The 21,903-nt window shown below is 64.7% G+C and carries 22 protein-coding genes; 10 read left to right on the top strand and 12 right to left on the bottom strand.

What is annotated here, in order from left to right; translation table 11 throughout:
• Nucleotides 1-51: 51 nt before the first annotated feature.
• Nucleotides 52-1,554: a flavin-containing monooxygenase gene (locus ACVW16_RS19360; RefSeq protein WP_456700738.1), complete on the bottom strand. Its 1,503-nt coding sequence runs from the start codon at nt 1,552-1,554 to the stop codon at nt 52-54.
• Between the two features lie 120 nt (nt 1,555-1,674).
• Nucleotides 1,675-2,433 (bottom strand): S1 family peptidase, encoded by a 759-nt coding sequence (locus ACVW16_RS19355; protein ID WP_456700737.1) that lies wholly within the window; start codon nt 2,431-2,433, stop codon nt 1,675-1,677.
• Nucleotides 2,434-2,520: 87 nt separating this feature from the next.
• Between ACVW16_RS19355 and ACVW16_RS19350 the strand changes: the two genes are divergently transcribed.
• Nucleotides 2,521-3,156, top strand: coding sequence for an HAD-IA family hydrolase (locus tag ACVW16_RS19350; protein ID WP_456738255.1), 636 nt, complete (start codon nt 2,521-2,523; stop codon nt 3,154-3,156).
• Nucleotides 3,157-3,234: 78 nt separating this feature from the next.
• Here the strand turns inward: ACVW16_RS19350 and mtnA are convergent, their stop codons facing one another.
• The 3 genes from mtnA to ACVW16_RS19335 form a co-directional block, all read right to left on the bottom strand.
• Complete coding sequence (gene mtnA / locus ACVW16_RS19345) at nt 3,235-4,344, bottom strand: S-methyl-5-thioribose-1-phosphate isomerase (protein WP_456700735.1); 1,110 nt, start codon at nt 4,342-4,344, stop codon at nt 3,235-3,237.
• Nucleotides 4,345-4,362: 18 nt separating this feature from the next.
• Complete coding sequence (locus ACVW16_RS19340; RefSeq protein WP_456736634.1) at nt 4,363-5,238, bottom strand: S-methyl-5'-thioadenosine phosphorylase; 876 nt, start codon at nt 5,236-5,238, stop codon at nt 4,363-4,365.
• A 260-nt stretch (nt 5,239-5,498) separates the two neighbouring features.
• Nucleotides 5,499-5,771 carry a phosphopantetheine-binding protein gene (locus tag ACVW16_RS19335; protein ID WP_456700733.1) on the bottom strand — a complete coding sequence of 91 codons (273 nt, stop codon included), beginning with the start codon at nt 5,769-5,771 and terminating at the stop codon, nt 5,499-5,501.
• 358 nt (nt 5,772-6,129) lie between these two features.
• Between ACVW16_RS19335 and ACVW16_RS19330 the strand changes: the two genes are divergently transcribed.
• From ACVW16_RS19330 to ACVW16_RS19320, 3 genes are read left to right on the top strand one after another with little or no spacing between them, the layout of a single operon-like run.
• Nucleotides 6,130-7,347: an acyl-CoA dehydrogenase family protein gene (locus ACVW16_RS19330; protein WP_456700732.1), complete on the top strand. Its 1,218-nt coding sequence runs from the start codon at nt 6,130-6,132 to the stop codon at nt 7,345-7,347.
• A 40-nt stretch (nt 7,348-7,387) separates the two neighbouring features.
• Complete coding sequence (locus tag ACVW16_RS19325) at nt 7,388-8,368, top strand: amino acid--[acyl-carrier-protein] ligase (protein ID WP_456736635.1); 981 nt, start codon at nt 7,388-7,390, stop codon at nt 8,366-8,368.
• A gap of 35 nt (nt 8,369-8,403) precedes the next feature.
• Nucleotides 8,404-9,279: an acyl-CoA acyltransferase gene (locus tag ACVW16_RS19320; RefSeq protein WP_456700730.1), complete on the top strand. Its 876-nt coding sequence runs from the start codon at nt 8,404-8,406 to the stop codon at nt 9,277-9,279.
• Between the two features lie 137 nt (nt 9,280-9,416).
• On the opposite strand, the gene ACVW16_RS19315 is transcribed toward ACVW16_RS19320, so the two are convergent.
• Complete coding sequence (locus ACVW16_RS19315) at nt 9,417-11,111, bottom strand: EAL domain-containing protein (RefSeq protein WP_456736636.1); 1,695 nt, start codon at nt 11,109-11,111, stop codon at nt 9,417-9,419.
• 219 nt (nt 11,112-11,330) lie between these two features.
• Between ACVW16_RS19315 and ACVW16_RS19310 the strand changes: the two genes are divergently transcribed.
• On the top strand, nt 11,331-11,591 hold the full coding sequence (locus ACVW16_RS19310) for a hypothetical protein (RefSeq protein ID WP_456738256.1): 261 nt from the start codon (nt 11,331-11,333) through the stop codon (nt 11,589-11,591).
• A 74-nt stretch (nt 11,592-11,665) separates the two neighbouring features.
• Here ACVW16_RS19310 and ACVW16_RS19305 read toward each other — a convergent pair whose 3' ends face one another.
• The 3 genes from ACVW16_RS19305 to mtgA all read right to left on the bottom strand — a co-directional run bounded on the left by ACVW16_RS19305 (nt 11,666) and on the right by mtgA (nt 13,480).
• Nucleotides 11,666-12,307 (bottom strand): hypothetical protein, encoded by a 642-nt coding sequence (locus ACVW16_RS19305; protein ID WP_456700728.1) that lies wholly within the window; start codon nt 12,305-12,307, stop codon nt 11,666-11,668.
• Between the two features lie 144 nt (nt 12,308-12,451).
• Nucleotides 12,452-12,634 (bottom strand): 50S ribosomal protein L32, encoded by a 183-nt coding sequence (gene rpmF, locus ACVW16_RS19300; protein ID WP_007598106.1) that lies wholly within the window; start codon nt 12,632-12,634, stop codon nt 12,452-12,454.
• 171 nt (nt 12,635-12,805) lie between these two features.
• Nucleotides 12,806-13,480, bottom strand: a complete 675-nt coding sequence (mtgA, locus tag ACVW16_RS19295) for a monofunctional biosynthetic peptidoglycan transglycosylase (RefSeq protein WP_456700727.1) — start codon at nt 13,478-13,480, stop codon at nt 12,806-12,808.
• Nucleotides 13,481-13,641: 161 nt separating this feature from the next.
• On the opposite strand from mtgA, the gene ACVW16_RS19290 reads away from it, so the two are divergent.
• Both ACVW16_RS19290 and ACVW16_RS19285 read left to right on the top strand, forming a co-directional pair.
• The gene (locus ACVW16_RS19290; protein ID WP_456738999.1) at nt 13,642-14,565 is read left to right on the top strand and encodes a polyprenyl synthetase family protein; all 924 of its coding nucleotides are present in this window, start codon (nt 13,642-13,644) and stop codon (nt 14,563-14,565) included.
• A gap of 7 nt (nt 14,566-14,572) precedes the next feature.
• Nucleotides 14,573-15,262, top strand: coding sequence for a DUF1345 domain-containing protein (locus tag ACVW16_RS19285; RefSeq protein WP_456736637.1), 690 nt, complete (start codon nt 14,573-14,575; stop codon nt 15,260-15,262).
• Between the two features lie 45 nt (nt 15,263-15,307).
• Here the strand turns inward: ACVW16_RS19285 and ACVW16_RS19280 are convergent, their stop codons facing one another.
• Nucleotides 15,308-17,113 (bottom strand): caspase family protein, encoded by a 1,806-nt coding sequence (locus tag ACVW16_RS19280; RefSeq protein ID WP_456736638.1) that lies wholly within the window; start codon nt 17,111-17,113, stop codon nt 15,308-15,310.
• Between the two features lie 177 nt (nt 17,114-17,290).
• A complete protein-coding gene (locus ACVW16_RS19275) occupies nt 17,291-17,719 on the bottom strand; it encodes a GFA family protein (protein WP_456705128.1) in 429 nt (142 codons plus the stop codon).
• 92 nt (nt 17,720-17,811) lie between these two features.
• Here ACVW16_RS19275 and ACVW16_RS19270 point away from each other — a divergent pair, with 92 nt between their 5' ends.
• The 3 genes from ACVW16_RS19270 (at nt 17,812) to ACVW16_RS19260 (ending at nt 20,866) form a co-directional block, all read left to right on the top strand.
• The gene (locus tag ACVW16_RS19270) at nt 17,812-18,186 is read left to right on the top strand and encodes a nuclear transport factor 2 family protein (protein WP_456700724.1); all 375 of its coding nucleotides are present in this window, start codon (nt 17,812-17,814) and stop codon (nt 18,184-18,186) included.
• Between the two features lie 166 nt (nt 18,187-18,352).
• The gene (gene bla, locus ACVW16_RS19265) at nt 18,353-19,210 is read left to right on the top strand and encodes a class A beta-lactamase (protein ID WP_456700723.1); all 858 of its coding nucleotides are present in this window, start codon (nt 18,353-18,355) and stop codon (nt 19,208-19,210) included.
• Nucleotides 19,211-19,255: 45 nt separating this feature from the next.
• Nucleotides 19,256-20,866 (top strand): Na+/H+ antiporter, encoded by a 1,611-nt coding sequence (locus ACVW16_RS19260; RefSeq protein ID WP_456736639.1) that lies wholly within the window; start codon nt 19,256-19,258, stop codon nt 20,864-20,866.
• Nucleotides 20,867-20,999: 133 nt separating this feature from the next.
• Here ACVW16_RS19260 and ACVW16_RS19255 read toward each other — a convergent pair whose 3' ends face one another.
• Nucleotides 21,000-21,827 (bottom strand): N-acetylmuramoyl-L-alanine amidase family protein, encoded by an 828-nt coding sequence (locus ACVW16_RS19255; RefSeq protein WP_456736640.1) that lies wholly within the window; start codon nt 21,825-21,827, stop codon nt 21,000-21,002.
• Nucleotides 21,828-21,903 lie beyond the last annotated feature (76 nt).

The following is a 21,903-nucleotide window of genomic DNA, read 5'->3' as shown; positions in this document are numbered from 1 at the left end:
GTAGCGCACGACGCCCCTTGCCGGCATTGGAGCGCGTGACGTTCGAAAACCTCACCCGTACACAAACGCCTTGTCATCCAGATCCGTCTTCGGGATTTCGTCCTTCTCGGTCCAGTAATCCTGACTGTGTTGCCATTCCGGCTTGTCGCCGCGCCTGGGCAGCAAGTTCATGTTGCGCATGATGTAGCCGGGGTTGAAGTTTTCCGGATCGATCCAGGGCAGGATCGGCATGTTGTGGTCTTCGGCACGCAAGGACACCTCGACCTTCTTCTTGCCCTTCGCCTTCATGTGGCCGAGCAGGCGGCAAACGAAATCCGCGACGAGATCGACGCGCAAGGTCCAGCTGGCGCGGAAATAGCCGAACACCCAGGCCATGTTCGGCACGCCCGTGAACATCATGCCGCGATAGGTGACCGTTTCGCCGAAAGCGAGCGGCTTGCCGTCAATCTCGAAGGCAATATCGCCGAGCGCCGAGAGATTGAAGCCCGTTGCAGTGATGATGACGTCGGCCTCCAGCAGCCGGCCCGATTTCAGCTGGATGCCGTTCTCGACGAAACATTCGATCTCGTCCGTGACGACGGAGGCCTTGCCACTGGCAATGCCTTTGAACAGATCGGCATCCGGCACGAAGGCGATGCGCTGACGCCACGGCCGGTAGCTCGGCGTGAAGTGCGTCTCGACGTCGTAGTCAGGACCGAGCACGGCGCTGATCTGGCCGATCAGTTCCTTCTTCACCTCCTCCGGCTTGGACAGGCAGAGCTTGGTGAACGCATCCTGCTCGAACAGAATCTTGCGGCGGACGATTTCGTGGATCCAGGCTTCGTCGACCTGGAGCCGGCGCAGTTCCTCCGCGATCTCGATGGCGTTGCGCCCCAGGCGGAAATAGGTCGGCGAGCGCTGCAGCATGGTGACATGCGCGCATTTGTCCGCGATATTCGGCACCAGCGTCGCCGCGGTGGCGCCTGAGCCGATAACGACGATCTTCTTGTCCTCGAGATCGATGTCGTCAGGCCAGGTCTGCGGATGGACGATGGGGCCCTTGAACCGGTCCGTGCCTTTCCATTCCGGCGTGTAGCCTTCCGAATGGCGATAATAGCCCTGGCACATCCAGAGAAAGTTCGCGGTAAAGGTCTTTGCCTCGCCTGTGTCGGTCGTCACCGCCTCGATGGTCCAGAGATTCTGCTCGCTGGACCAGTTCGCCGAGACGATCTTGTGCTTGTAGCGGATGTGGCGGGCGATATCGTTGTCGTCGATCACCTCGTTCATATAAGCGAGGATCTCCTCGGCCGTCGCGATCGGCGGCCCGACCCAAGGCTTGAAGCTGTAGCCGAAGGTATGGAGATCGCTGTCCGATCGAATGCCGGGATAGCGATGCGTGCTCCAGGTGCCGCCGAAGGTCGCCTGCGTCTCCAGGATGACGTAGCTCGTGCCCGGAAGCTGCTTGCTGACGTGATAGGCGCTGCCGATGCCGGAAATTCCGGCACCGACGATCAGCACGTCGAAATGTTCTGAAGCCTGTTTAGCCGAGGCGTGATTGCGAACAGCGACATTCATTGTTGATTCTATGCCTTGTCTTGGTCAGGCCGCCTTGATGGCGGCGCGTTTCCTCTGCGACGGGCAGGGTCACCCATCGCGCTTCCCTTGCAAAATGACATAGATCAAGTCGCGATCAAACTACAACGCCGCGCCCCAGCTCCGCGCCGTCTGCAAGATCCAGTCGCGATAGAGCGTCAACGGCGTGACGCCGGTCAGCCCGCCACAGCCGGCGGCGCCATTCGGCCCCGTCGACCAGCTGATGACCCCAACAAGCACGGCACGATCAGGCTTGTCCTCGAACACGGGGCCACCGGAATCGCCGGTGCAGGCGCCAATTCCGTCGCGAACGCCGTTGGTTACGGGATCGACCAGGCGAATCTGGAACGTGCCGGGCTGGCCGGTGGCAACAAGGCCGGCAACGCGAATTGCGCCACCGCTCTTGCCATCGCCGCGCATGGTGACGCCGATCCCGGCGATGGTGAAACGGCTGCCGACCTGGATTGGAATATTCGGCATTCCGACCGGCACCGTCGATTTTCCCTTGAGTGGAATTTCAAGTTGCAGCAATGCCACGTCTGCCGTGGCACGATGCGCCAGCATCGCCTGCATGTTGAAGTTCGGATGGATCGCGACCGTGCGAACGTTCAGCAATTGGGGCTGACCGTCGGCGCCGCGATCCACGATCTTGTAGTCCGCGCCGGGCTGCACACAGTGGGCGACCGTCAGCACAAGCTTCGGCGCAATCAGGGTGCCCGTGCAGAAATTGCCGCGCGAGCCGACGATGGTGACGACGGCACGCGCAACACCTTCGGTTTGCGGCGTCCCGCCGCCGACGATGGCATGAGCGGGCATCGTGAGCAGCAGCGCGGCTGCGAGGAGAGTGACGACCTTCTTCATGGGAACATGCTCTGGCATCGGCAGGACTGGCCCTTGCCGATAGCGCATGCTAGCCCTCCTGGAAAGCAATTGACGAGGGCAGAATTGGTGGCGATCGAGGCTGTGATCTTTGATTTTGGCGGCGTGCTGACGAGTTCGCCGTTCGAGGCATTCTCGCGATTCGAAACAGAGCGCGGTCTGCCGGCCGACATCATCCGACGCACCAACGCGGCCAATCATCTGGAAAATGCCTGGGCCAAATTTGAGCGCGCCGAGGTCGATATCGAGACATTCGACAAACTGTTCGCGGCGGAATCACTCGCCCTCGGGGCGGAAGTTCGCGGCCGCGAGGTGCTGCCGCTGCTGCAGGGCGATCTGCGCCCCGAGATGGTCGAAGCGCTGAAGCGCATCAAGGCGCAATTCAAGACCGGCTGTATCACCAACAATCTGCCGGCCAATGCCATCGGCAGCATGACCGGACGCTCGCTCTACGTTGCCGAGGTTATGGTGCTGTTCGATCACGTCATCGAATCCGCCAAGATCGGCCTGCGCAAACCGGATCCGCGGATTTACCAGCTGATGGTCGAGACGTTGAAGGTCGATCCGAAGAACTGCGTTTATCTGGACGATCTTGGCGTGAACCTGAAGCCGGCGCGCGAGATGGGCATGACCACGATCAAGGTCACCAGCGGCACGCAGGCGATCGCCGAGCTGGAGGCCGCAACGGGGCTTATGCTGGGGTAGTCTATCATTCTCGTCATTTGCGAGGAGCGAAGCGACGAAGCAATGATGGCGCGTGGCGACCTCGCCTCGCGCGAACCCCTATTCCGCCGCGGCGGCGATGCGCTCTGGGAACGCAGCTGCGAGCGAGGCGCGATCCGGCTTGAGCACCCCCCGTTCGGTTATGAGGCCGGTGACGAGCCGCGCCGGTGTCACGTCAAACGCATAGTTCGCGACCGGTGAGCCCTCGGGCACGATCCGCACAGTCTCAAGCCTTCCATCCACGGTGCGGCCAGTCATGTCGGTCACTTCGGTGCCGCTGCGCTGCTCGATCGGGATGTCGCGGATGCCGTCGTCAACCGCGAAATCGATTGTCGGCGACGGCAATGCGACATAGAACGGCACGCCATTGTCGTGCGCGGCGAGCGCCTTCAGATAGGTGCCGATCTTGTTGCAGACGTCGCCATTGGCGGCGACGCGGTCGGTGCCGACGATGGCGAGATCGACCATGCCGTGCTGCATCAGGTGCCCTCCGGTATTGTCTGGGATTACCGTGTGCGGCACGCCGTGATGGCCGAGCTCCCACGCCGTGAGCGAGGCTCCCTGGTTGCGCGGCCGGGTTTCGTCGACCCAGACATGGATCTTGATGCCGCGCTCATGTGCGAGATAGATCGGCGCGGTCGCGGTGCCCCAGTCGACGGTGGCGAGCCAGCCGGCGTTGCAATGGGTCAGCACGTTGACCGTCTCGCCCGGCTTCTTCTTGGCCACCATCGCATCGATCAGCGCAAGGCCGTTGGCAGCGATGCCGCGGTTGATCTCGACGTCCTGTTCCACGATCTCGTCGGCGCGGGCATACGCCGCTTCCGCCCGTTCGACCGGATCGATCGGCGCGAGCGCCGTGCGCATCTCGTCCAGCGCCCATTTCAGGTTGATCGCCGTCGGCCGCGCCACGACCAGCGTGTCATAGGCGCGTTTCAAGCCGGCATCGGAGGCGTCCTCGCGCATAGCGAGCGCCATGCCATAGGCCGCGGTCGCGCCGATCAGCGGTGCACCGCGAACCAGCATATCCCGTATCGCGACCGCCGCGTCCTCACACGAAGTCAGGCGCGCGACGACGAAGTCGTGCGGCAGCCGGCGTTGGTCGATGGCGCCCACCGACCAGCCGTCACGCTCGCGCCAGATGCTGCGGAAATGCTTGCCGTCGACCTTCATGGCCTTCTGCCTCTCACTTCAACCGCGCAGGATGCGCCCGGCTACCGCGTCGAGTTTCTTCAGGAGTTCGGGATCGCGCGCCTCCGGCGCCGTGATCAGCGCGGTGTCGAGCGCGCGGTCCGAGCCGATCGGGCACAGCTCATGCTCGCGCGGGAAATCCCTGGCGAGTCGCGCCACGAGTGATTTCGCCTTGTCGGCGTTCGACGTCAGCACGCGGATGATGTCCTGCACGGTGACGGCGTCGTGATCGGGATGCCAGCAGTCGAAATCCGTCACCATCGCGACGGTCGCATAGCAGATCTCCGCCTCGCGGGCGAGCTTCGCCTCGGGCATGTTGGTCATGCCGATCACGGAATAGCCTGATGTCTTGTAGGTCATGCTCTCCGCATAGGTGGAGAATTGTGGCCCCTCCATGCAGACATAGGTGCCGCCGCGCGCGATCGCTATGCCCTCGGCCTCGGCGGCCGCAGCAAGGTGAATCCGCAGCCGCGGCGAAACCGGATGCGCCATCGAGACATGCGCAACGCAGCCCTTGCCGAAGAACGAGCTTTCGCGCTTGTAGGTGCGGTCGACGAACTGGTCGACGAGCACGAAGGTGCCGGGCGGCAGCTCCTCCTTGAAGGAGCCGCAGGCCGAGAGCGAGATCAGGTCGGTGACGCCGGCCCGCTTCAGCACGTCGATATTGGCGCGATAGTTGATGTCGGAGGGCGACAGCCGGTGGCCCTTGTCGTGTCGCGGCAGGAACACGATCGGCAGGCCTGCAATGGTGCCGCGCCGCACGGGTGCCGACGGGTCGCCCCAGGGGCTCTTGATCACCTCTTCGTGCGCGCCCTCGAGACCCGGCAAATCGTAGATGCCGGAGCCGCCGATGATGCCCAATACCGCCTGCGTCATGCCTGCTCCACCCTGTCCGCCTCGCGCGACATGGTTAAGCTATGCCAGTTTTGGGACGGATTTGGAACGGGGTGATGGCAAGGCGGCGATGTCGACACTGTGAGATGTGACCGGCCTCGACCGCGCATCGGTGCCGTCCGGCGAAGGCCGGGATCAAGACCGCGAATCGTTGGCCGGTGCCCTTAGTCCCGAACGACCAGCCTTGGCAAACTCCCCCTGGGGGTTATGGGTCCCGGCGTTCGCCGGAACGACAGCGGACGTTAAGCCGCCTTTGCCAGCTTCAGCTGGGTTGCGACCATGCGCTCCAGCGTCGCGACGGACTGGAAGTTCTCCGGCGTGATCTCGGTTTGCGGAATCGTGAAGTCGAACTCGGCTTCGACACCCAGCATCAGATTGACCATGTCCATCGAGGTCAGGCCGGCGTCGACGAGCTTCGTCGACGGTGCGACGTCCGCGGTGAGCGAGTTCTGCTCGAGGATATCTTTCACCAGCTTGATGATGCGGTTACGCACGTCAGTGTCGAAGGCCTGCATGGTTAAGTTCCCGTCTGTCCATCATAGGTCGAACCGGTCGCCCGGTACGATGGGCGCGACGGGCCGATCTCACAATGGGCGCCACCATTACTTCGCGTTTCTTAGTAAACGATGCCTCAGATCGTCTGGAATCCCGGCCTCTTCCGGATCCCTAACGCGACCGCTGAAAATTTCATCCTGCAAACAACCGGACCTTAACTGTTCATTCTGAATTGCAGTTCGTTTACCCTCTATTTGATCGACGAATTTGAATTAAATCCGTAGCCTCATCTCACAAGCAAAGAAGGTCGGAGCATCGCTGATACGCCGTCGCGAATGATGGCGGCGATCCATCACGACGCAACGGAGGCGGACGAGCATGAACGTGCGTGAAGCAGTCCTCACTGTCGACGAAGCGCAGCCGAGCCCTCTCGGGCAGGGCCCGTCATTGATCGAGCGGGCAGCGCGCACCGCGAGCGTGGCTGCGGCCGACGCCGACGGAGTGGATCGCGACGCCCGTTTCCCCCACAAGGCATTCGACGCGGCGCGTGAACAAGAGCTGCTCGGCGTCATGATCCCGGTCGAATTCGGTGGCTTCGGCGCATCGATCTACGACGTCACCGACATCTGCTACACGCTCGGGCGCGCCTGCGCGTCGACCGCGATGATCTACGCGATGCACCAGACCAAGGTCGCCTGCGTCGTCAGGCACGGCCATGGCATTCCCTGGATGGAAACCATGATGCGGCGGGTCGCCCGCGACCAGTGGCTGCTCGCCTCCTCCACCACTGAAGGCCAGAACGGCGGCAACATCCGCGCCAGCGCCGCCGCCGTCGACGTCGCCGGCGACACCGTTTCGCTGCTGCGCGACGCCACCGTGATTTCCTACGGGGCCCAAGCCGACGGCCTCGTCACCATCGCCCGCCGCGCCACCGAGGCGGCCGCCTCCGACCAGGTGCTGCTGGCGCTCGCCAAGGACGATTATTCGCTGAAGCAGACGCTGGGATGGGAAACGCTCGGCATGCGCGGGACCTGCTCGACCGGATTCGAGCTGAAGGTCGATTGCCCCGCCGACCGCGTCTTCCCGGAAGCCTATGACAAGATCCACGCGCAGACCATGACACCGTTCGCGCATCTGTGCTGGTCGTCGGCCTGGGCCGGCATTGCCGCCGCCTCGGTCACGCGTGCGCAGGCGTTCGTCCGCAAGGCCGCCCGTAGCTCCGGCGGTCAGATGCCGCCGGCGGCCGCGCATTTCACCGCCGCAAAAATGTCGCTGGCGAAGCTGCGTGCACTGATTGCCGCAAACGTCGATGCCTTCGCCCGGGTCGAACATGATGAGCGCGCGCTCGGGTCGCTCGACTTCCAGTCCTCCATCACGCTGCTGAAGGTGCAGGCCTCCGAGCTCGCCGTCGAGACAGTGATGCATGCGATGCGCACGGCGGGTCTTTCCGGCTACCGCAATGACGGCGAGTTCACCATGGGCCGCCATCTGCGCGACGTGCTGTCCTCGCCGATCATGATCAACAATGACCGCATTCTGGCCAACGCCGGCACCGCCACCCTGATGAGCGGCGTGCCGGCAAGCCTTCGTGACTAAATCAACAAGAACAATCTTCAGATAGCAGGACATCCGGCCCATGAACATCGCAGTCCTCCCCGATTCACCCGAAACGGCCCCTCAGGTCGTCGATCCGCTCGATCATCTCGCCGACAAGCTGTTCCACCGCATGGGTGCGGACGGCGTTTACGCGCGCACTGCGCTCTATGAGGGTGTCGTCGAGAAGCTCGCCGCGCTGATCACGAGCAATCGCGAGGCCGGCACGGAGGTGATGCGCTTCCCGCCGGTGATGAGCCGCGCGCAGCTGGAAAAGTCCGGCTACCTCAAGAGCTTTCCGAACCTGCTCGGCTGCGTCTGCGGCTTGCACGGCACCGAACGCGAGATCAACGCCGCGGTGAGCCGCTTCGACGCCGGCGGCGATTGGACCAGTTCGCTCTCGCCGGCCGATCTCGTGCTATCGCCCGCCGCCTGCTATCCCGTCTATCCGATCGCGGCGAGCCGCGGCCAGTTGCCGAAAGGCGGCCTGCGCTTCGACGTCGCTGCCGACTGCTTCCGCCGCGAGCCGTCAAAGCATCTCGACCGCCTGCAATCGTTTCGGATGCGCGAATATGTCTGCATCGGGACCCCCGACGACGTCGCCGATTTCCGCGAGCGCTGGATGGTGCGCGCCCAGGCGATCGCGACCGACCTCGGCCTGACCTTCCGCGTCGACTATGCGAGCGATCCCTTCTTCGGCCGCGTCGGTCAGATGAAGGCGGTGAGCCAGAAGCAGCAGCAGCTCAAGTTCGAGCTGCTGATCCCGCTGCGCTCGGAAGAGCAGCCGACCGCCTGCATGAGCTTCAACTATCACCGCGAGCACTTCGGCACGACCTGGGGCATCCGGGACGCCAATGGCGAGCCGGCGCACACCGGCTGCGTCGCGTTCGGCATGGATCGCCTGGCCGTCGCGATGTTCCATACCCACGGCGCCGATCTCTCCGCGTGGCCCGGCAAAGTGCGGGACATCATGGGCATGCAGCCGCTCGCTCCGGCGGACGCCCACGGCGAAGGCTGGCGCTGAGTGAGAGGCCGACCATTTCCACGGGCAAAACGAGCGTGATCCACACCAAGGTCCGATGTCGCGAGATCACCGAGTCCGATGTTGAAGCCATCGCGGACTTGCTGACGCGCGGCTTCGTCGGCCGCTCGCGGGATTACTGGATCCAGGGCCTGCGACGGCAAGCGTTCCGGCCGGTGCCGGACGGCTATCCGCGCTTCGGCTACATGCTGGACAACGACGGCGAGCCGGTGGGCGTGCTGTTGCTGATCTACACCACGCGCGGGCATGGCGAGGAGACCGCCATCCAGTGCAACCTTTCGAGCTGGTATGTCGAGCCGGCCTATCGCAACTACGCGCCGCTGCTGACCAAGATCGCGCAGCGGCACAAGCACGTCACCTACCTCAACATCAGCCCGGCGCCGTGGACCTGGCCGATCGTGGAGACACAGGGCTTTCGCGCTTATTGCCGCGGCATCTTCATCTCGGTGCCGGCGCTGTCGCGGGCGCCGCGCTGGAGCAAGATCGAGGTCATCTCCCAGCACGCCAAGACGATCGAGGGACTTTCCGAGGCTGAGACGGAACTGCTGACACGGCATGCGCGCTACAACTGCCTCAGCCTGATCTGCCGCACGCCGAAGGGCGTGTTCCCCTTCATCTTGCAACCGGTGCGTATCCGGCGCGGTTTCATCGCACCCCCGGTGATGCAGCTGATCTATTGCCGCAGCGCGGCCGAATACGCCGCCTGCGCCGGCCGCATCGGCCGGCTGCTGCTGAGGCTCGGCAAGATCCTGGTGCTCGCCGATTCCAACGAGCCGATCCGCGGCCTTGTCGGCATTTATACCGAGCGACGCGGCCGCAAATATTTCAAGGGCCCGCACCGCCCGCGATTGGCCGATCTCACCGATACGGAACTCGTGCTTTACGGGCCATAGGCGCGGTTCTCGTTGATGTCCTCGAAAACAACCCCATGCACAGTAGAACGGGCGTTGATTTCAAAGGAGAAATTCGTCGCATCCGCCGCGAGATGGTGGACCCGGCGCAAGGGCGCCTTTGCCCACCCGACGGCACCTCACCCCGCCGCGGGTAGTGCGCTGTCCGATGTCGCGCTCCACGGCCGTTCGGCTGACGCCAATCCGATGAGCCGGCCCTGGATGTAGTCGCAACCCCAGTCGCGCAGCATGTTCGCGGCCTCCTCGTCCTGCACCCATTCGGCGACGGTCTTGATGTCGAGGCGGCGGGCGAGATCGATCAGGGTTTGCACGAAGGCACGGTCGTCGGCGGAATGGGTGATGTTCTGCACGAAGGCGCCGTCGATCTTGACGATGTCCACGCCGAGCTTGCGCAAATTGCGGAACGAGGTGTAGCCGGCGCCGAAATCGTCGATGGCGATGCGGCTGCCGAAATTCTTCAGGCGGCCGACGAAGGCGCGGACATCGTCGATGTCCTGGATCGCGACCGTCTCGGTGATCTCCACGATCAACCGCTCGGCCACGCCGGGATGGGCGCGCATCAGCGATTCGATCCCGGCCCACCAATCGGGATCCATCGTGGTATCGGGCGAAATATTCAGGCTGAGCCTGACATCCGGCGCAGCCGCGAGCTCGGCGACCACGAGCTCGAGCACGCGGTGATCGACGAGCCGGATCAGGCCGAGCCGCTCGGCCACCGGCACGATGTCGGGCGCGAGCAGCACCTGCCCGTCGCCCTGGTCCATGCGCACCAGGCATTCGTGGAACGCGCCCTCGCGCGAGGCGGCCGACACCACCGGTTCATAGGCGAGCTTGATGCGGCGTTCGTTCAGCGCGGTGACGATCTCGTCGGTGACACGGATGTTGACGCGGCGCTGCGCATCGCGCGCGGCGTCCGGGCGCCATGCCGCGAACGAACCGGCGCGGCGGCGCTTGGCGGCATCCAGCGTCTCATGGGCGCGGTTGACCGCCTCGCCGGCATTGCGGGCATAGCGCGGCAGGCTGACCGCGCCGATCGACGCGGTGACCGAAACCGGTCCCGATTTGGTCGGCACCACCTCGTCACGGATGCCGGCGAGAAATCGCTCGGCGGCAACGTTCATGTCGTCGACGGTGCAGTTCTTCAGGATCAGGCCGAACTTGTTGCCGGAGAAACGGCCGAGCACGTCACCGCCACGCAGGCGCGCGCGAATGCGCCTGGCGATATCGAGGATCACGGCATCGGCAACGTCGAAGCCGAAAGCATCGTTGACGCGGGCAAGGTGATCGATGCCGACCAGCATGAAGGCCGCGGTCGAGCGGAAGCGGGTCGTCTCCTCGATCGCTTCGGCCAGCGCCGCGAGCAGATGGGAGCGGTTGAGCTCGCCGGTCAGCGGATCGAGCCGCGCAAGCTTGGTCAGTTCCTCGTCGCGCGCGTGCCGCTCATTGTTGATGCGGACGGAGCCGATCGCACGCGTTGGGCGGCCGTCGGCACCGGCGAACCAGCGGCCGGTCTCCTCGATCCAGACCACGGGATCGGACGCGCTCAGGCGCACGCCATATTCGATCCGGTAGGGCGTGCCCTCGGCGCCATGCACGGCGGAGGTTTGCGTCAGCGCGGCGCTCCGCAGCGTCTGCGCGGGCTCGATCAGCTTGGCGAACTCGGCGCCGGTCGCGAGCCGCTCGGCCGGGATGCCGGGGAAGATGGCGCCGGCCTGCTCGCCCCAGACGATGGCATCGCTGGCGATATCCCAGACGAAGACCGCCTGGCCGAGGGCGGCCAGGATCTCGGAGGCTTGCGGCAATGCTGGGGTCAAAAGCGCCTCGTTTCGGGACAGCGGGGAGTCCTGGGCCGGCACAGGATACGGCCAGATTCGTCGTCCAACCTAGGCAAAGTTCATAAACAATTTGGAAACCACGTTCCCGAGGCCCTGGGAACGGAATAGGCTCGGCCGGCATAGGCCTTGCGAGACCATCACATGCACCGGCGCCAGCGTCCCGAAATGCGCCAGTTCAACCGGATCAGCGGTGTGGCGATGGTGAATGCGGACCAGATCGAAGAAACAACGCGGGAAGCAAGTACCGCGCTGGTCCCGCTGACGCCGGTTTTGCAGTGGGTCCGCAAAATGCCGCTGACGCGACCCGATCCTAGCTTCGTCACCCAGCTGATCGCCAACGCCGAGCACCTGCCGCAGGCGAGCCGGCTGCGGCGCGGCTCCTCCGAGGACGCGCGCATGGCCTATGGCAGCAAGCGCCCGCTGCCCAGCGTCAGCGCACGTACGCGCCAGGTGGCTTGAGCAAGCGAGGCCTTCTCCCCTTCACCTCTGCCCGTAAGAGCGGGGCCGGGGAGCACACTGGCCCTGCCGCAAGATCAGCGCGGCTCTTCGGGCGAGGGCGGCGTGCCGTTGCCCGGCTGCAAATGCGGCGAGGGAATTTCCGGCGACGGGACGATGCCCGGCTTGGGCGCGGGGTGATCCATCAAAACGGATTCCGCAACCGATTGGGCCGAGGGCGCTGGCGGCCGTTCGGGCTGCGGCGCGGACACCGGATCGAGCTTCGGCTCGAACGCCGTCGCCGGCGGCGGCGCCTCGACCTGGCGCTTCGTCTTGCGCGGCACCGCGACGGTCTCGGCGGCGACATAGGCGATGCGCCGGCGCGCGCGCTGGGCGATGCCGCCGAGGAAATCGGCCATCGCCAGCAGCACCAGCAGGAAGTAGGTGGAGTTGCCGAATTTAGGCCACATCACGAATTCGGCCGCGGCCGCGCCGAAGATGATCAGCGACAGCAGATGATCCATCAGGAATTTGGCGCCGGGCCGCGCGCCCTTGACCACTTCGAGCAGCAGCAGCAACACGCCGAGCGCCAGCAGCAGATCAGCCAGGGTAACCGGCCAGGTCTCGCCCGTGATCATCGGCACCTTGAACAGCACGTCCGAAAAGGACACGCTGGGCATCAGGAAGGCGATGATATTGTACACCGCGAGCGGAATCAGGAGCAGCGGGAAACCGACCATCGGCAAATCGCCTTCTCGATCAAGATGTCCAGGCAGGACAATGCGGCGGCGAAGCATTGGCTCCGCCGCCGTCACTGTCATATCTCATGGGTTGGCCGAAATCAGGCAGGTGAAATCATTCTGCCCGGAGAAAGGTCCTAAACTTCAGGACTCTTTCTTCTTCAGGACCTGACGGCCCTTGTACATGCCGGTCTTGAGGTCGAGATGGTGCGGACGACGGAGCTCGCCGGAGTCCTTGTCTTCCACATAGGTCGGCTTCTTGATGGCGTCTGCCGAGCGGCGCATGCCACGGCGCGACGGCGAGGTTTTTCTTCTCGGAACGGCCATTTCAGTATCCTCTAGGGATTGGTGTTCATCCGGGCATCGTCCGCGGAGGGACGGCTCAGCACCCGCAAATACGAGGCGAGCTGAATGCCGATCAAGGCCGGGCTTATAGAGGAAGGCTGGCCGTAAAGCTAGGGTTCTGGAACGGAAAATGCGCCCGGAAATGGCCCGAAATCAGCGATTTTCCCGCCAGCAGGTCAAAAGCGAGGAGGCTTGCGCCCTCGCCACATAGGTCCCGGCCAGCCGACGAACGCCAGGCCCCGGGGTCCGGGCGCTGCGCTTGACCGGATTCGGCAGGATCGAGGCCAAAAGCGCCGCTTCCCGCGGGGAGAGGCTCGCGGCCGACTTGCCGAAGGCATACGCGCTCCCCGTCTCCGCTCCGAACTGGCCCTGGGGGCCGAGCTCCGCGATGTTGAGGTAAATTTCCAGGATCCGGTGCTTGGGCAGGACGAGGTCGATCCAGAGCGCCAGCGGAAATTCCAGCGCCTTGCGAACGAAATCCCGGCCCTGCCAGAGGAACAGGTTCTTTGCCACCTGCTGGGTGATGGTGGAGGCCCCACGGAACGGCGTACCGTCCTCCTGAGCGTCGTCGATCGCCTCGCGCAGCGCCCCCCAATCGATGCCGTGATGCTTGCAGAAATGGGCGTCCTCGGCCGCCACCACCGAGCGCGGCAAATAGGGCGACATCGCCGCCAGATCCATCCATTCCCGATGCATCGGCGCGCCCGTCAGCGAGCGCCAGGCCATCAGCGTCGAAACCGGACGACCGCTGCGGTAGAACGGCGCGACCACGTAGGGTGCGAGAGCCACGACCGCCAGCGCTACCAGCAGGATTTTGACGATGCGCAAATCGACCTTTCCGGCGGGAAATCAAACGCGGCCACGGATCCCGGCATTAAGTCTGTGATAATTCGGGCGTTTTCCAGCACTTTTTAGGCCTTCCAAACGATTGACTGGGGCGGGCGCATAAAGGATTGTCCGGCCGAATTTTAGTCCTGGAGCCTTTCTTGATGACCGGCACGTCCCCGTCCGATTTCGCCAAGCGTCTGGACAAGACCGCTGACGACACCGAGGCCTTGCTCGCTCGCCTGCTGTCGGACGACATCCTGCACGATGAGATCGCGCGCCCCAAGCGACTGATGGACGCAATGCGTTATTCGAGCCTCGGCGGCGGCAAGCGCCTGCGGCCGTTCCTGGTGGTCGAGAGCGCCGCCGTGTTCGGCGTTCCCCGCGAGGCCGCGCTGCTGGTCGGCGCCGCGCTTGAATGCATCCACTGCTATTCGCTGATCCATGACGATCTGCCGGCGATGGACAATTCGGACCTGCGCCGCGGCCGCCCCACCCTGCACAAGCAGACCGACGACGCCACCGCGATCCTCGCCGGCGATGGCCTGCTGACGATCGCCTTCGACATCATCACCCGCGACGAGGTCCATCGCGACGCCAATGTGCGGCTGCTCTTGACCCGCGCGCTGGCCCGCTGCGCCGGCATCGGCGGCATGGTCGGCGGTCAGATCCTCGATCTGGCCGGCGAAGGCCGCTTCGGCGGCAACGAGCCGATCGACGTCGCCCGCATTCAGCAGATGAAGACCGGCGCGCTGCTGCGCTACGGCTGCATCGCCGGCGCGCTCCTCGGCCAGGCCTCGAAGGCGGAATATCAGGCGCTCGACGATTACGGCCGCGCGCTCGGCGAAGCCTTCCAGATCGCCGACGACCTGCTCGATGTGGAAGGCGATGCGGCCGCGCTCGGAAAGCCGGCCGGCGCCGATGCTGCACTCGGCAAGACCACTTTCGTCACCCAGCTCGGCATCGAAGGCGCCAAGCAGCGGGTGCGCGATCTGCTCGCGCGCGCCGACAGCGCAGTCTCGATCTTCGGCGACCGCGCCGCCGTGTTGCAAGCCGCTGCGCGGTTTGTGGCTGAACGCAAGAACTGACGCGTTCATGGCGACCGAGGGCAAAGAAGATCCCGTCCTCGCCCGCTTCCGCCAGATGTCGCGGCCGATGCGGCTGGTTTACTCGCGGCCGCGGACCTTCATCTCGCTCGGCGTCGGAATCCTCGTCTGCCTGCTCATGCCCGGCTCGTACCGGTTGGTGACTCGGCTGCTGTTCGGCTGGGATGCGCTGATCGCGGCCTATCTCGTGCTGGTTTACACGATGATGCTGTGCAACGACCACCAGCACATTCGCCGTGCGGCCGCGATGCAGGACGACGGCCGCTTCGTGATCCTGCTGGTGACGGCGACCGGTGCCTTCGCGAGCATTGCCGCGATCGTCTATGAGCTCGGCACGCCCCACCGCGGCGCGATGGAACTGACCGTTGCCATCACCACGATCGCGCTGTCCTGGGCCGCCGTGCACACGACCTTTGCGTTGCATTACGCCCATGACTATTACCGTCCGCCGTCCGGCGGATTGCAGTTCCCGAGCGGCGACAAGGAAGACCACGCCGACTATTGGGACTTCGTCTATTTCTCGTTCGTGATCGGCATGACCGCTCAGGTCTCGGATGTCGGCATCACCGACAAGACCATCCGCCGCACGGCCACGGCGCACGGCATCGTGTCTTTCATCTACAACACCGCGCTGCTGGCGCTGACGGTGAACATCGCGGCGAGCGCGATCTCGACTTGACCGCCGTCCGTACCGTCGCGCAGGACGGCGTTGACGCAGTGCCCCCTAATTGCACACCTCGACATTTGCGTCATTGTGGGGGCCGCCACCGCCGCGATATTCGAGATGACAGCCACGCGAGACCGGACGGCAGCCGAGGGTGTTGCAGAAAATCTGACCGCTGCCCGTGCCGCGGCCAGCGCCGGCGGCAGCGGCAATGCCCGCAGCGGCGCCGTGGCCGCCCTCCGCTCCGGCAACCGCACCGCCGGGCTGGCGACGCTGTCTTGCCGGACGCTCGTCCCGATCGTCGCGCTTGGCGGTTGCGGGCTTTGCGTCGCGCTTCCTGGCACACTCATTGTCGTCGTTCAGCACATAGCCGTCGCCACAAACGATCCTGGTGCATTTGTCGCCGTCGGACTTGAAACCGTGATCGCAGACCAGCGGGCAGACGCGCGACTGCCTTGACTTGATCGTGTCGAGCGCATCGGTGCTCGCCACCTTCACGTCGAGCTTGGTGCCGGCATAGCGATTGAACTGCGACAGCGACCGCTGCGAGGACGTGTTCCAGTTGCCATCGGCCTGGCCTGAGAAGCAACCGACGCGACCGAGCTCGGTCTGAACTGCGCGGCTGAGATCGGCCGGCGCGCTTGCTGGCGTCAACGCGGCGACATCGGTGCCGGAGAGGCTCGCCGAGCTGGCAGGCGCAGCGCCCGGCGCCGAGGCGGCGAGATTGACGCGCTGCTGCTCGGCAGCCGCAGCCTGCTGCTGCGCCTGCTCCTTGGCTTTCTGCGCGGCAAGCTGGGCCTGCTCGGCCGCCTTCGCATCGGCCGCAGCCTTGGTCTGCGCATCCTTCTGCGCGCCGAGCGCGGCGAGACGGTCGCGCTCGGCCTCCGCCTGTTTCGCCTTCTCGATCGCGACAGCGTGAACCTGCTCGGCCTCGATCTTGTCGAGCTGGAGCTTGGCGAGGCTCGCGTAGAACCCATCAGGGTGCTGGGCCAGGAAGGCTTCCCACGCCGGCTTGTTGCCGATTTGAAGCGCCAGTTCGTAGTCGCGGCGCATATCGGCTTGCGGATTGATCGCAGGTGCGGGCGCCGCCGCGGCCTTGACTGCCACCAACGGCACGTCTTCGCCGCCGAGCGAGCCGTAGACGAACGGCTCCTGCTTGTTGTTGGTGATCTTCAAGACGTCGTCGCGCACGAAGCCGAAGGCGCGGCGGACATCGAGGCCCGGCGTCGTCAGATGCTTCGACAGCGCAACCGTGAATGGGCTATTGCTGCCGTCACCGTCCTGCGCGGTGGAGCCGGCCTTGGCCGAATAGGCGATCAGGGTGTTGGGGCTGCCCGGCTCGACCTGCGCCAGGCCCCGCCCGATGCCGCGCGAGGCGATCGTGCGTTTCATGGCCTTGCCGAAGGGATTGTCACGGCAGGCGTCGAGGATCACCAGACGAAGCTGCTTGGCCGGCTCGATCGCGACAAGGATGCGGTCGAGCGACAACGCTTCGTCATACACGTCGGTGTCGCGTTCGAGCTTGGCGTCGACCGGAATCAGATAGTTGGCGCCGTCGACCTCGATGCCGTGGCCCGCGTAATAGACGACGGCGATATCGGCATCACGTGCAGAGTCGGCGAATTCGCGCAGCACGCGCCGCGTATCGAGCGCCGTCAGGTCGTGGCGGGAATCGACGACATCGAAGCCGGCATCCTTCAGCGTCGTCGCCATCACCGCACCGTCATTGACGGGGTTGGCGAGCGAGGGAGCGTGCTGATAGTCCGAGTTGGCGAGCACCAGCGCGACGCGCTTTCCGGCGAAGGCTGGCCCGGCGGCAAACATCAGCGCGACAGCGAGGAGCAATGGTCTGAACAAATTGCGCATGACGAGACTTCCAAATCCGGAGCAGTTCACACCCTCCGGGACGACCTTAGCAAGCTCCGCCATCCGCGCTTGTGATGGGGGTCACGAAGACGGCACCCTGGCAGGTTGAGGAGCCCCTTTTGTTAGTCGCGCCAGCGCGTTGGCGGTTCGCCGCCGAATCGGCGCGGGCCGGCTTCCCTAACCGTCCCCGATATGGCCCCGATACTGCGGCAGATTGTCCGTGATCTCGTGCCATGGCGCCTTGGAGCCGACGAAAATATGGGCGCTCGGGCGGATCGAGGGGGCGTCGACCAGGGTTCCCAAGGTGACATGGATCCATTGTCCTTCGCGAACCCGGGAATAAAGCAGCGAGCCGCAACGGGCGCAGTGCGCGTCATGGGTGGTGTCGTCCCCGTAGATCATCCGCTGGTCTTCACCCCCGATGAGGCGGAGCTGGCCGTACGCGATGCCGGCGAACGGCTTGAAGGCGGAACCGGTGGTGCGGCGGCAATTCGAGCAGTGGCAGTTCAATGCATAGGAAAACGCGTCCGCCACCTCGTAGCGGACGGCGCGGCAAAAGCATTCGCCGGCAAGGATACGAGCGTTCCGATGTTGTGAACCGGTCATGATGCCCTCGCGAAAATGGCAGAAGACAGCCATAGCGCGATTTGACGTGTACGACTAAGTTTCCGCGCAGCCATCATGCGAAAGGATGACCCATGAGCGAGAACCGGTCCAGCGTCGAAGCCGTCGTGCAATCCTATTTCGACGGGCTCTACGAGGGTGACGCCGACAAGCTCGGAGCCGTCTTTCATCCGTCCGCCGATCTGCGCTGGGTGGAAAACGGCGAGCTGAAGATCCTGACCGTGCCGGACTGGCTTGCCTGGGTCCGCAAACGTCCCTCCGCCAAGGCCGAAGGCAAGCCGCGCGAGGATTTCATCGTCACGATCGACCGCTCGGACGACAAGACCGCCTTCATCAAGGTCAAATGCCAGCTGCCGCCGCGGTTCTTCACGGATTATCTGGTGGCGATGAAACTCGCCGGCGGCTGGCAGATCGTGTCGAAATCGTATCGGTATGATCTGAAGGAATGAGGGGCCGCTGCCCGAATCGAGCCCACTCGTCCCTCACTCTCCGTCATTGCGGGTCGAAGCAATCCAGTATCCCGTCCCGGAGACAGCCTGGATTGCTTCGCTGCGCTCGCAATGACGGTGCGGATGACGCATCCGCACCTCACCTCCTTCCCCCCGAAAGTCACCCATGAATCTCGATCGTCGTTCCCTGCTCGCCTCGCTGTGCTGGATGGCCGCCTCTCCCGCATTTGCAGCTGACGCGCCGCAAGATCTCGAATCCTATGAGCGCGAGAGCGGCGGCCGGATCGGGGTCTATGCGGAGAATCTCGTCACCGGCGCGAAGCTCGCCTGGCGCGCGGACGAGCGCTTCGTGATGTGCTCGACGTTCAAGGCATCGCTCGCGGCGTGCGTGCTGGCGCGGGTGGATCGCCGCGAGGAGAAGCTCGCCGCAACGATCTCCTACGGCAAGGCCGATCTCCTGGAGTACGCACCGGTCGCGAAACAGAACCTCTCGGCCGGCGCGATGTCGGTGGCCGACATGTGCAAGGCGAGCGTCGAGCTCAGCGACAACACCTGCGCCAATTTGTTGCTGGCGCGGATCGGCGGCCCCGCCGCGCTCACCGCGTTCTGGCGCTCGATCGGCGATACCACATCGCGGCTCGACCATAATGAACCCGAGCTCAACCGCTCGCCGCCCGGCGATGTCAGGGACACCACGACGCCGGCGGCGATGGCTGGGAATCTCAAGCGGCTGGTGACAGGCGAGGCGCTGTCGGCGGCCTCAAGAGCCCAACTCACCGAATGGATGGTGGGTTGCAAGACCGGCGCGAACCGGCTGCGCGGCGGTCTGCCGGCAGGCTGGACGATCGGCGACAAGACGGGCAACAACGGCAAGGACGCATCGGGCGATATCGCGGTCGCCTGGCCTAAACCCGGTGCACCGATCCTGATCACCGCCTACACCCAGGGCGGCACACCTGATGCGGCGCAGCTCGAGGCCGTATTCGCGCGGATCGGGCGCATGGTGGCCGAGCGGCTGGTGTAAGCCGTCTGCATTGACCTCTTGGCCGCTTCCGGGCCAAGACAGGTCATGATCGCAGCGAAATTCCAGACCTTCCTCATCCTGCTTGCGGTGCTGGCAGGCACGGCGCTGGTCGCACGCCGCTTCAACATGGCACCTGCCATTCTGCTGATGCTTTCCGGCGTCGGCCTGGCTTTCGTGCCGGGCATGCCGCCGGTGGAGCTGCCGCCGGAGCTGGTGCTGCTGATGGTGCTGCCGCCGCTGATCTACTCGGCGAGCGTCGCGATGAGCTGGCGCGAGTTCAGGAACAATCTGCGCCCCATCGTGCTGCTCGCGGTCGGCGCGGTCATCTTCACTGCGGCCATGGTCGCAACCGCGACCCATTATCTGATCGGCCTGCCCTGGGACGTCGGCTTCCTGTTGGGCGCGATCGTCGCGCCGCCCGACGTGGTGGCGCCGCTCGCGATCGCGCGCCGCCTGAACATGCCGCGCCGCCTCCTGGTCATCCTCGAGGGCGAAGGGCTCGCCAACGACGCCACGGCACTGATCCTCTACCGCTTCGCGCTCGCAGCGATCATGGTCGGACATTTCTCGTTGCCGCTGGCGGCCGGTGAATTTTCCCTGATCGTCGCGGGCGAAATCGCCTTCGGCATCGGCGTCGGCTGGCTGTCCCTGCGCTTCCGCAAATGGTCTGGGGATCCGCAGGTCGAGCTGACGCTGTCGCTGATCACGCCTTACGTCTCCTATTGGCTGCCGGAGCATGTCGGCGGCTCCGGCGTGATCGCGACCGTTGCCTGCGGCCTTTATGTCAGCTGGAACGGGCCGCTGCTGATATCGGCGTCGACGCGGCTGCAAGGCATCTTCTTCTGGGATCTCATCATCTATCTGATCGAGGGCTTGCTGTTCCTGCTCACCGGCTTCCAGATGCGGGCGCTGTACGAGAAATCGAAGGCGTTCCCGCTCGACGACATCATGATCGCGACCGCCTTGGTCATGGCCATCATCGTCCTGGCGCGCTTCGCCTGGCTGTATCCCGCGACCTATCTGCCGCGAATGCTCTCGAAGTCGCTGCGAATGCGGGATCCATCGCCGCCCTGGCAATGGCCGTTCGCGCTCGCGTTCACCGGCGTGCGCGGCGCGGTGTCGCTGGCAGCCGCGCTGGCATTGCCGTTCACGCTGCCTGGGGGCGACGCCTTCCCCTATCGCGACCTGATCCTGTTCGTCGCCTTCGGCGTCATCTTCATCACGCTGATCGGCGTCGGCCTGACGCTGCCGCCGGTGGTGCGCTGGCTCGGCATCGCGCAAGCCGGCCGCGTTGAGCACGTCGCCGAACACGAGGCCGAGATCGCGGCACGGCGCCAGGCGCTGGACGCCGCGCTGAAATCGCTCGATGCCTTGACCGAGGAGAAGGAGGTCTCCGACGAGGTGATGCGGCTCCTGCGCGCCCGCCACGAAATCCGCCTCAACCAGCTTCCCGATTCACTGGATCCCGCCCACCACGACGTCTCCGCCGCCGGCACCGCGTTGACCCGCGAGTTGATCGAAGCCGAGCGCAAATTCATCCATGATCTCCTGCGCGACGGCCGGATCACCGACGAAACGCGGCGGAGGATCGAGCGCGATCTCGATCTGGAAGAGGCGAGCCTGGCGAACCGGGAGTATCGTGGCGGGCCGCTATAGCGGCTTTCTCGCCATTGCGGGCAGCCCGCGACAAAATCGCGAAGCAATTTTGCGCTGGCGACGAAGCAATCCAGACTGTCTCCGTGGAAAGATTCTGGATTGCTTCGCTGCGTTCGCAATGACCGGTGACGGTCTACCGACGCTCGCAATACGTCCGCATCGCCGCCACCACGGCCGTCGCGATCAACTCCTGCCGCTCCGGCGAGTTCATCGCCATCTCCTCGTCGCGGTTGATGATGGAGCCGGCTTCCAGCAGGACCGCGGCGCTCCGGGTCTGCGACAGCACGACAAGGCGGTCGTAGCGGTAGACGCCGACATCCTTGTCGAGCAATGGGTGGCGGTAATGGCCCATCAACGGCAGGGCGTACTGGGTGGCGTAGTGCAGGCCCTTGTCCTTCAGCTCCCGGCCCAGCAGCCTGGCGAAGAGCAGGCTGGCGGCGAAGTGCGGATTGCGCTCGGACACGAACAGCGAGTGACCGCTGAAGCGGTCGCTGAAATAGCTCTTCGCGCCCTCGAACTCCCAAGGCTCGAGCATCTTGTCCGGCACGGAATCGTGGTGAATCGAGAGAAAGAAATCAGCATGCGCGGCGTTGGCGGTGCCGACGCGCTTGAGCAGGCTTGCGCGCGCGTTGCCCTCGGTCACCAGCACCCGGGTCGCGGCGAAGCCTGCCGAGGTCAAGCGCTCCCCGATCAGCCGCGCCAAATGCAGGTTGAAGCCGAATTCCACATCGTTGCGCGCGCTGGTCGCGCCTTGCGAGTCCGAGGTGTGTCCGACATCGAGAATGATCTTGAATTTGCGCGGATCGCATGTCTTCGGCGCAGGCGGCTTGATCGACGAGGGTCTGGGCTTTGCTCTCGCGGCCTTGCGCGCCGCGACCGCTTCGCCATGGTGACCTGGCAAGACCAATAGCGGGATCAGCGACACAGCAAGAGCGGCGGTGATGCGCCACGCATTTTTCACACCGGCCCTTCCCCCTTCACCGTCACGCGCGCCCCCGAGCGGGTCCGCGTTCTGATCGGGAATTATCGTAGCAATG

The sequence above is a fragment of the Bradyrhizobium sp. USDA 4474 genome, from assembly GCF_054057515.1.
This window is presented reverse-complemented; position numbering and strand designations above follow the sequence as displayed.

Bases quoted from the DNA above. Each gene is read 5' to 3' on its own strand.
- ACVW16_RS19360 (WP_456700738.1), bottom strand. From the start codon at position 1,554: ATGAATGTCGCTGTTCGCAATCACGCCTCGGCTAAACAGGCTTCAGAA.
- ACVW16_RS19355 (WP_456700737.1), bottom strand. From the start codon at position 2,433: ATGAAGAAGGTCGTCACTCTCCTCGCAGCCGCGCTGCTGCTCACGATG.
- mtnA (WP_456700735.1), bottom strand. From the start codon at position 4,344: ATGAAGGTCGACGGCAAGCATTTCCGCAGCATCTGGCGCGAGCGTGAC.
- ACVW16_RS19340 (WP_456736634.1), bottom strand. From the start codon at position 5,238: ATGACGCAGGCGGTATTGGGCATCATCGGCGGCTCCGGCATCTACGAT.
- ACVW16_RS19335 (WP_456700733.1), bottom strand. From the start codon at position 5,771: ATGCAGGCCTTCGACACTGACGTGCGTAACCGCATCATCAAGCTGGTG.
- ACVW16_RS19330 (WP_456700732.1), top strand. From the start codon at position 6,130: ATGAACGTGCGTGAAGCAGTCCTCACTGTCGACGAAGCGCAGCCGAGC.
- ACVW16_RS19325 (WP_456736635.1), top strand. From the start codon at position 7,388: ATGAACATCGCAGTCCTCCCCGATTCACCCGAAACGGCCCCTCAGGTC.
- ACVW16_RS19310 (WP_456738256.1), top strand. From the start codon at position 11,331: ATGGTGAATGCGGACCAGATCGAAGAAACAACGCGGGAAGCAAGTACC.
- ACVW16_RS19305 (WP_456700728.1), bottom strand. From the start codon at position 12,307: ATGGTCGGTTTCCCGCTGCTCCTGATTCCGCTCGCGGTGTACAATATC.
- rpmF (WP_007598106.1), bottom strand. From the start codon at position 12,634: ATGGCCGTTCCGAGAAGAAAAACCTCGCCGTCGCGCCGTGGCATGCGC.
- ACVW16_RS19290 (WP_456738999.1), top strand. From the start codon at position 13,642: ATGACCGGCACGTCCCCGTCCGATTTCGCCAAGCGTCTGGACAAGACC.
- ACVW16_RS19285 (WP_456736637.1), top strand. From the start codon at position 14,573: ATGGCGACCGAGGGCAAAGAAGATCCCGTCCTCGCCCGCTTCCGCCAG.
- ACVW16_RS19280 (WP_456736638.1), bottom strand. From the start codon at position 17,113: ATGCGCAATTTGTTCAGACCATTGCTCCTCGCTGTCGCGCTGATGTTT.
- ACVW16_RS19275 (WP_456705128.1), bottom strand. From the start codon at position 17,719: ATGACCGGTTCACAACATCGGAACGCTCGTATCCTTGCCGGCGAATGC.
- ACVW16_RS19270 (WP_456700724.1), top strand. From the start codon at position 17,812: ATGAGCGAGAACCGGTCCAGCGTCGAAGCCGTCGTGCAATCCTATTTC.
- bla (WP_456700723.1), top strand. From the start codon at position 18,353: ATGAATCTCGATCGTCGTTCCCTGCTCGCCTCGCTGTGCTGGATGGCC.
- ACVW16_RS19260 (WP_456736639.1), top strand. From the start codon at position 19,256: ATGATCGCAGCGAAATTCCAGACCTTCCTCATCCTGCTTGCGGTGCTG.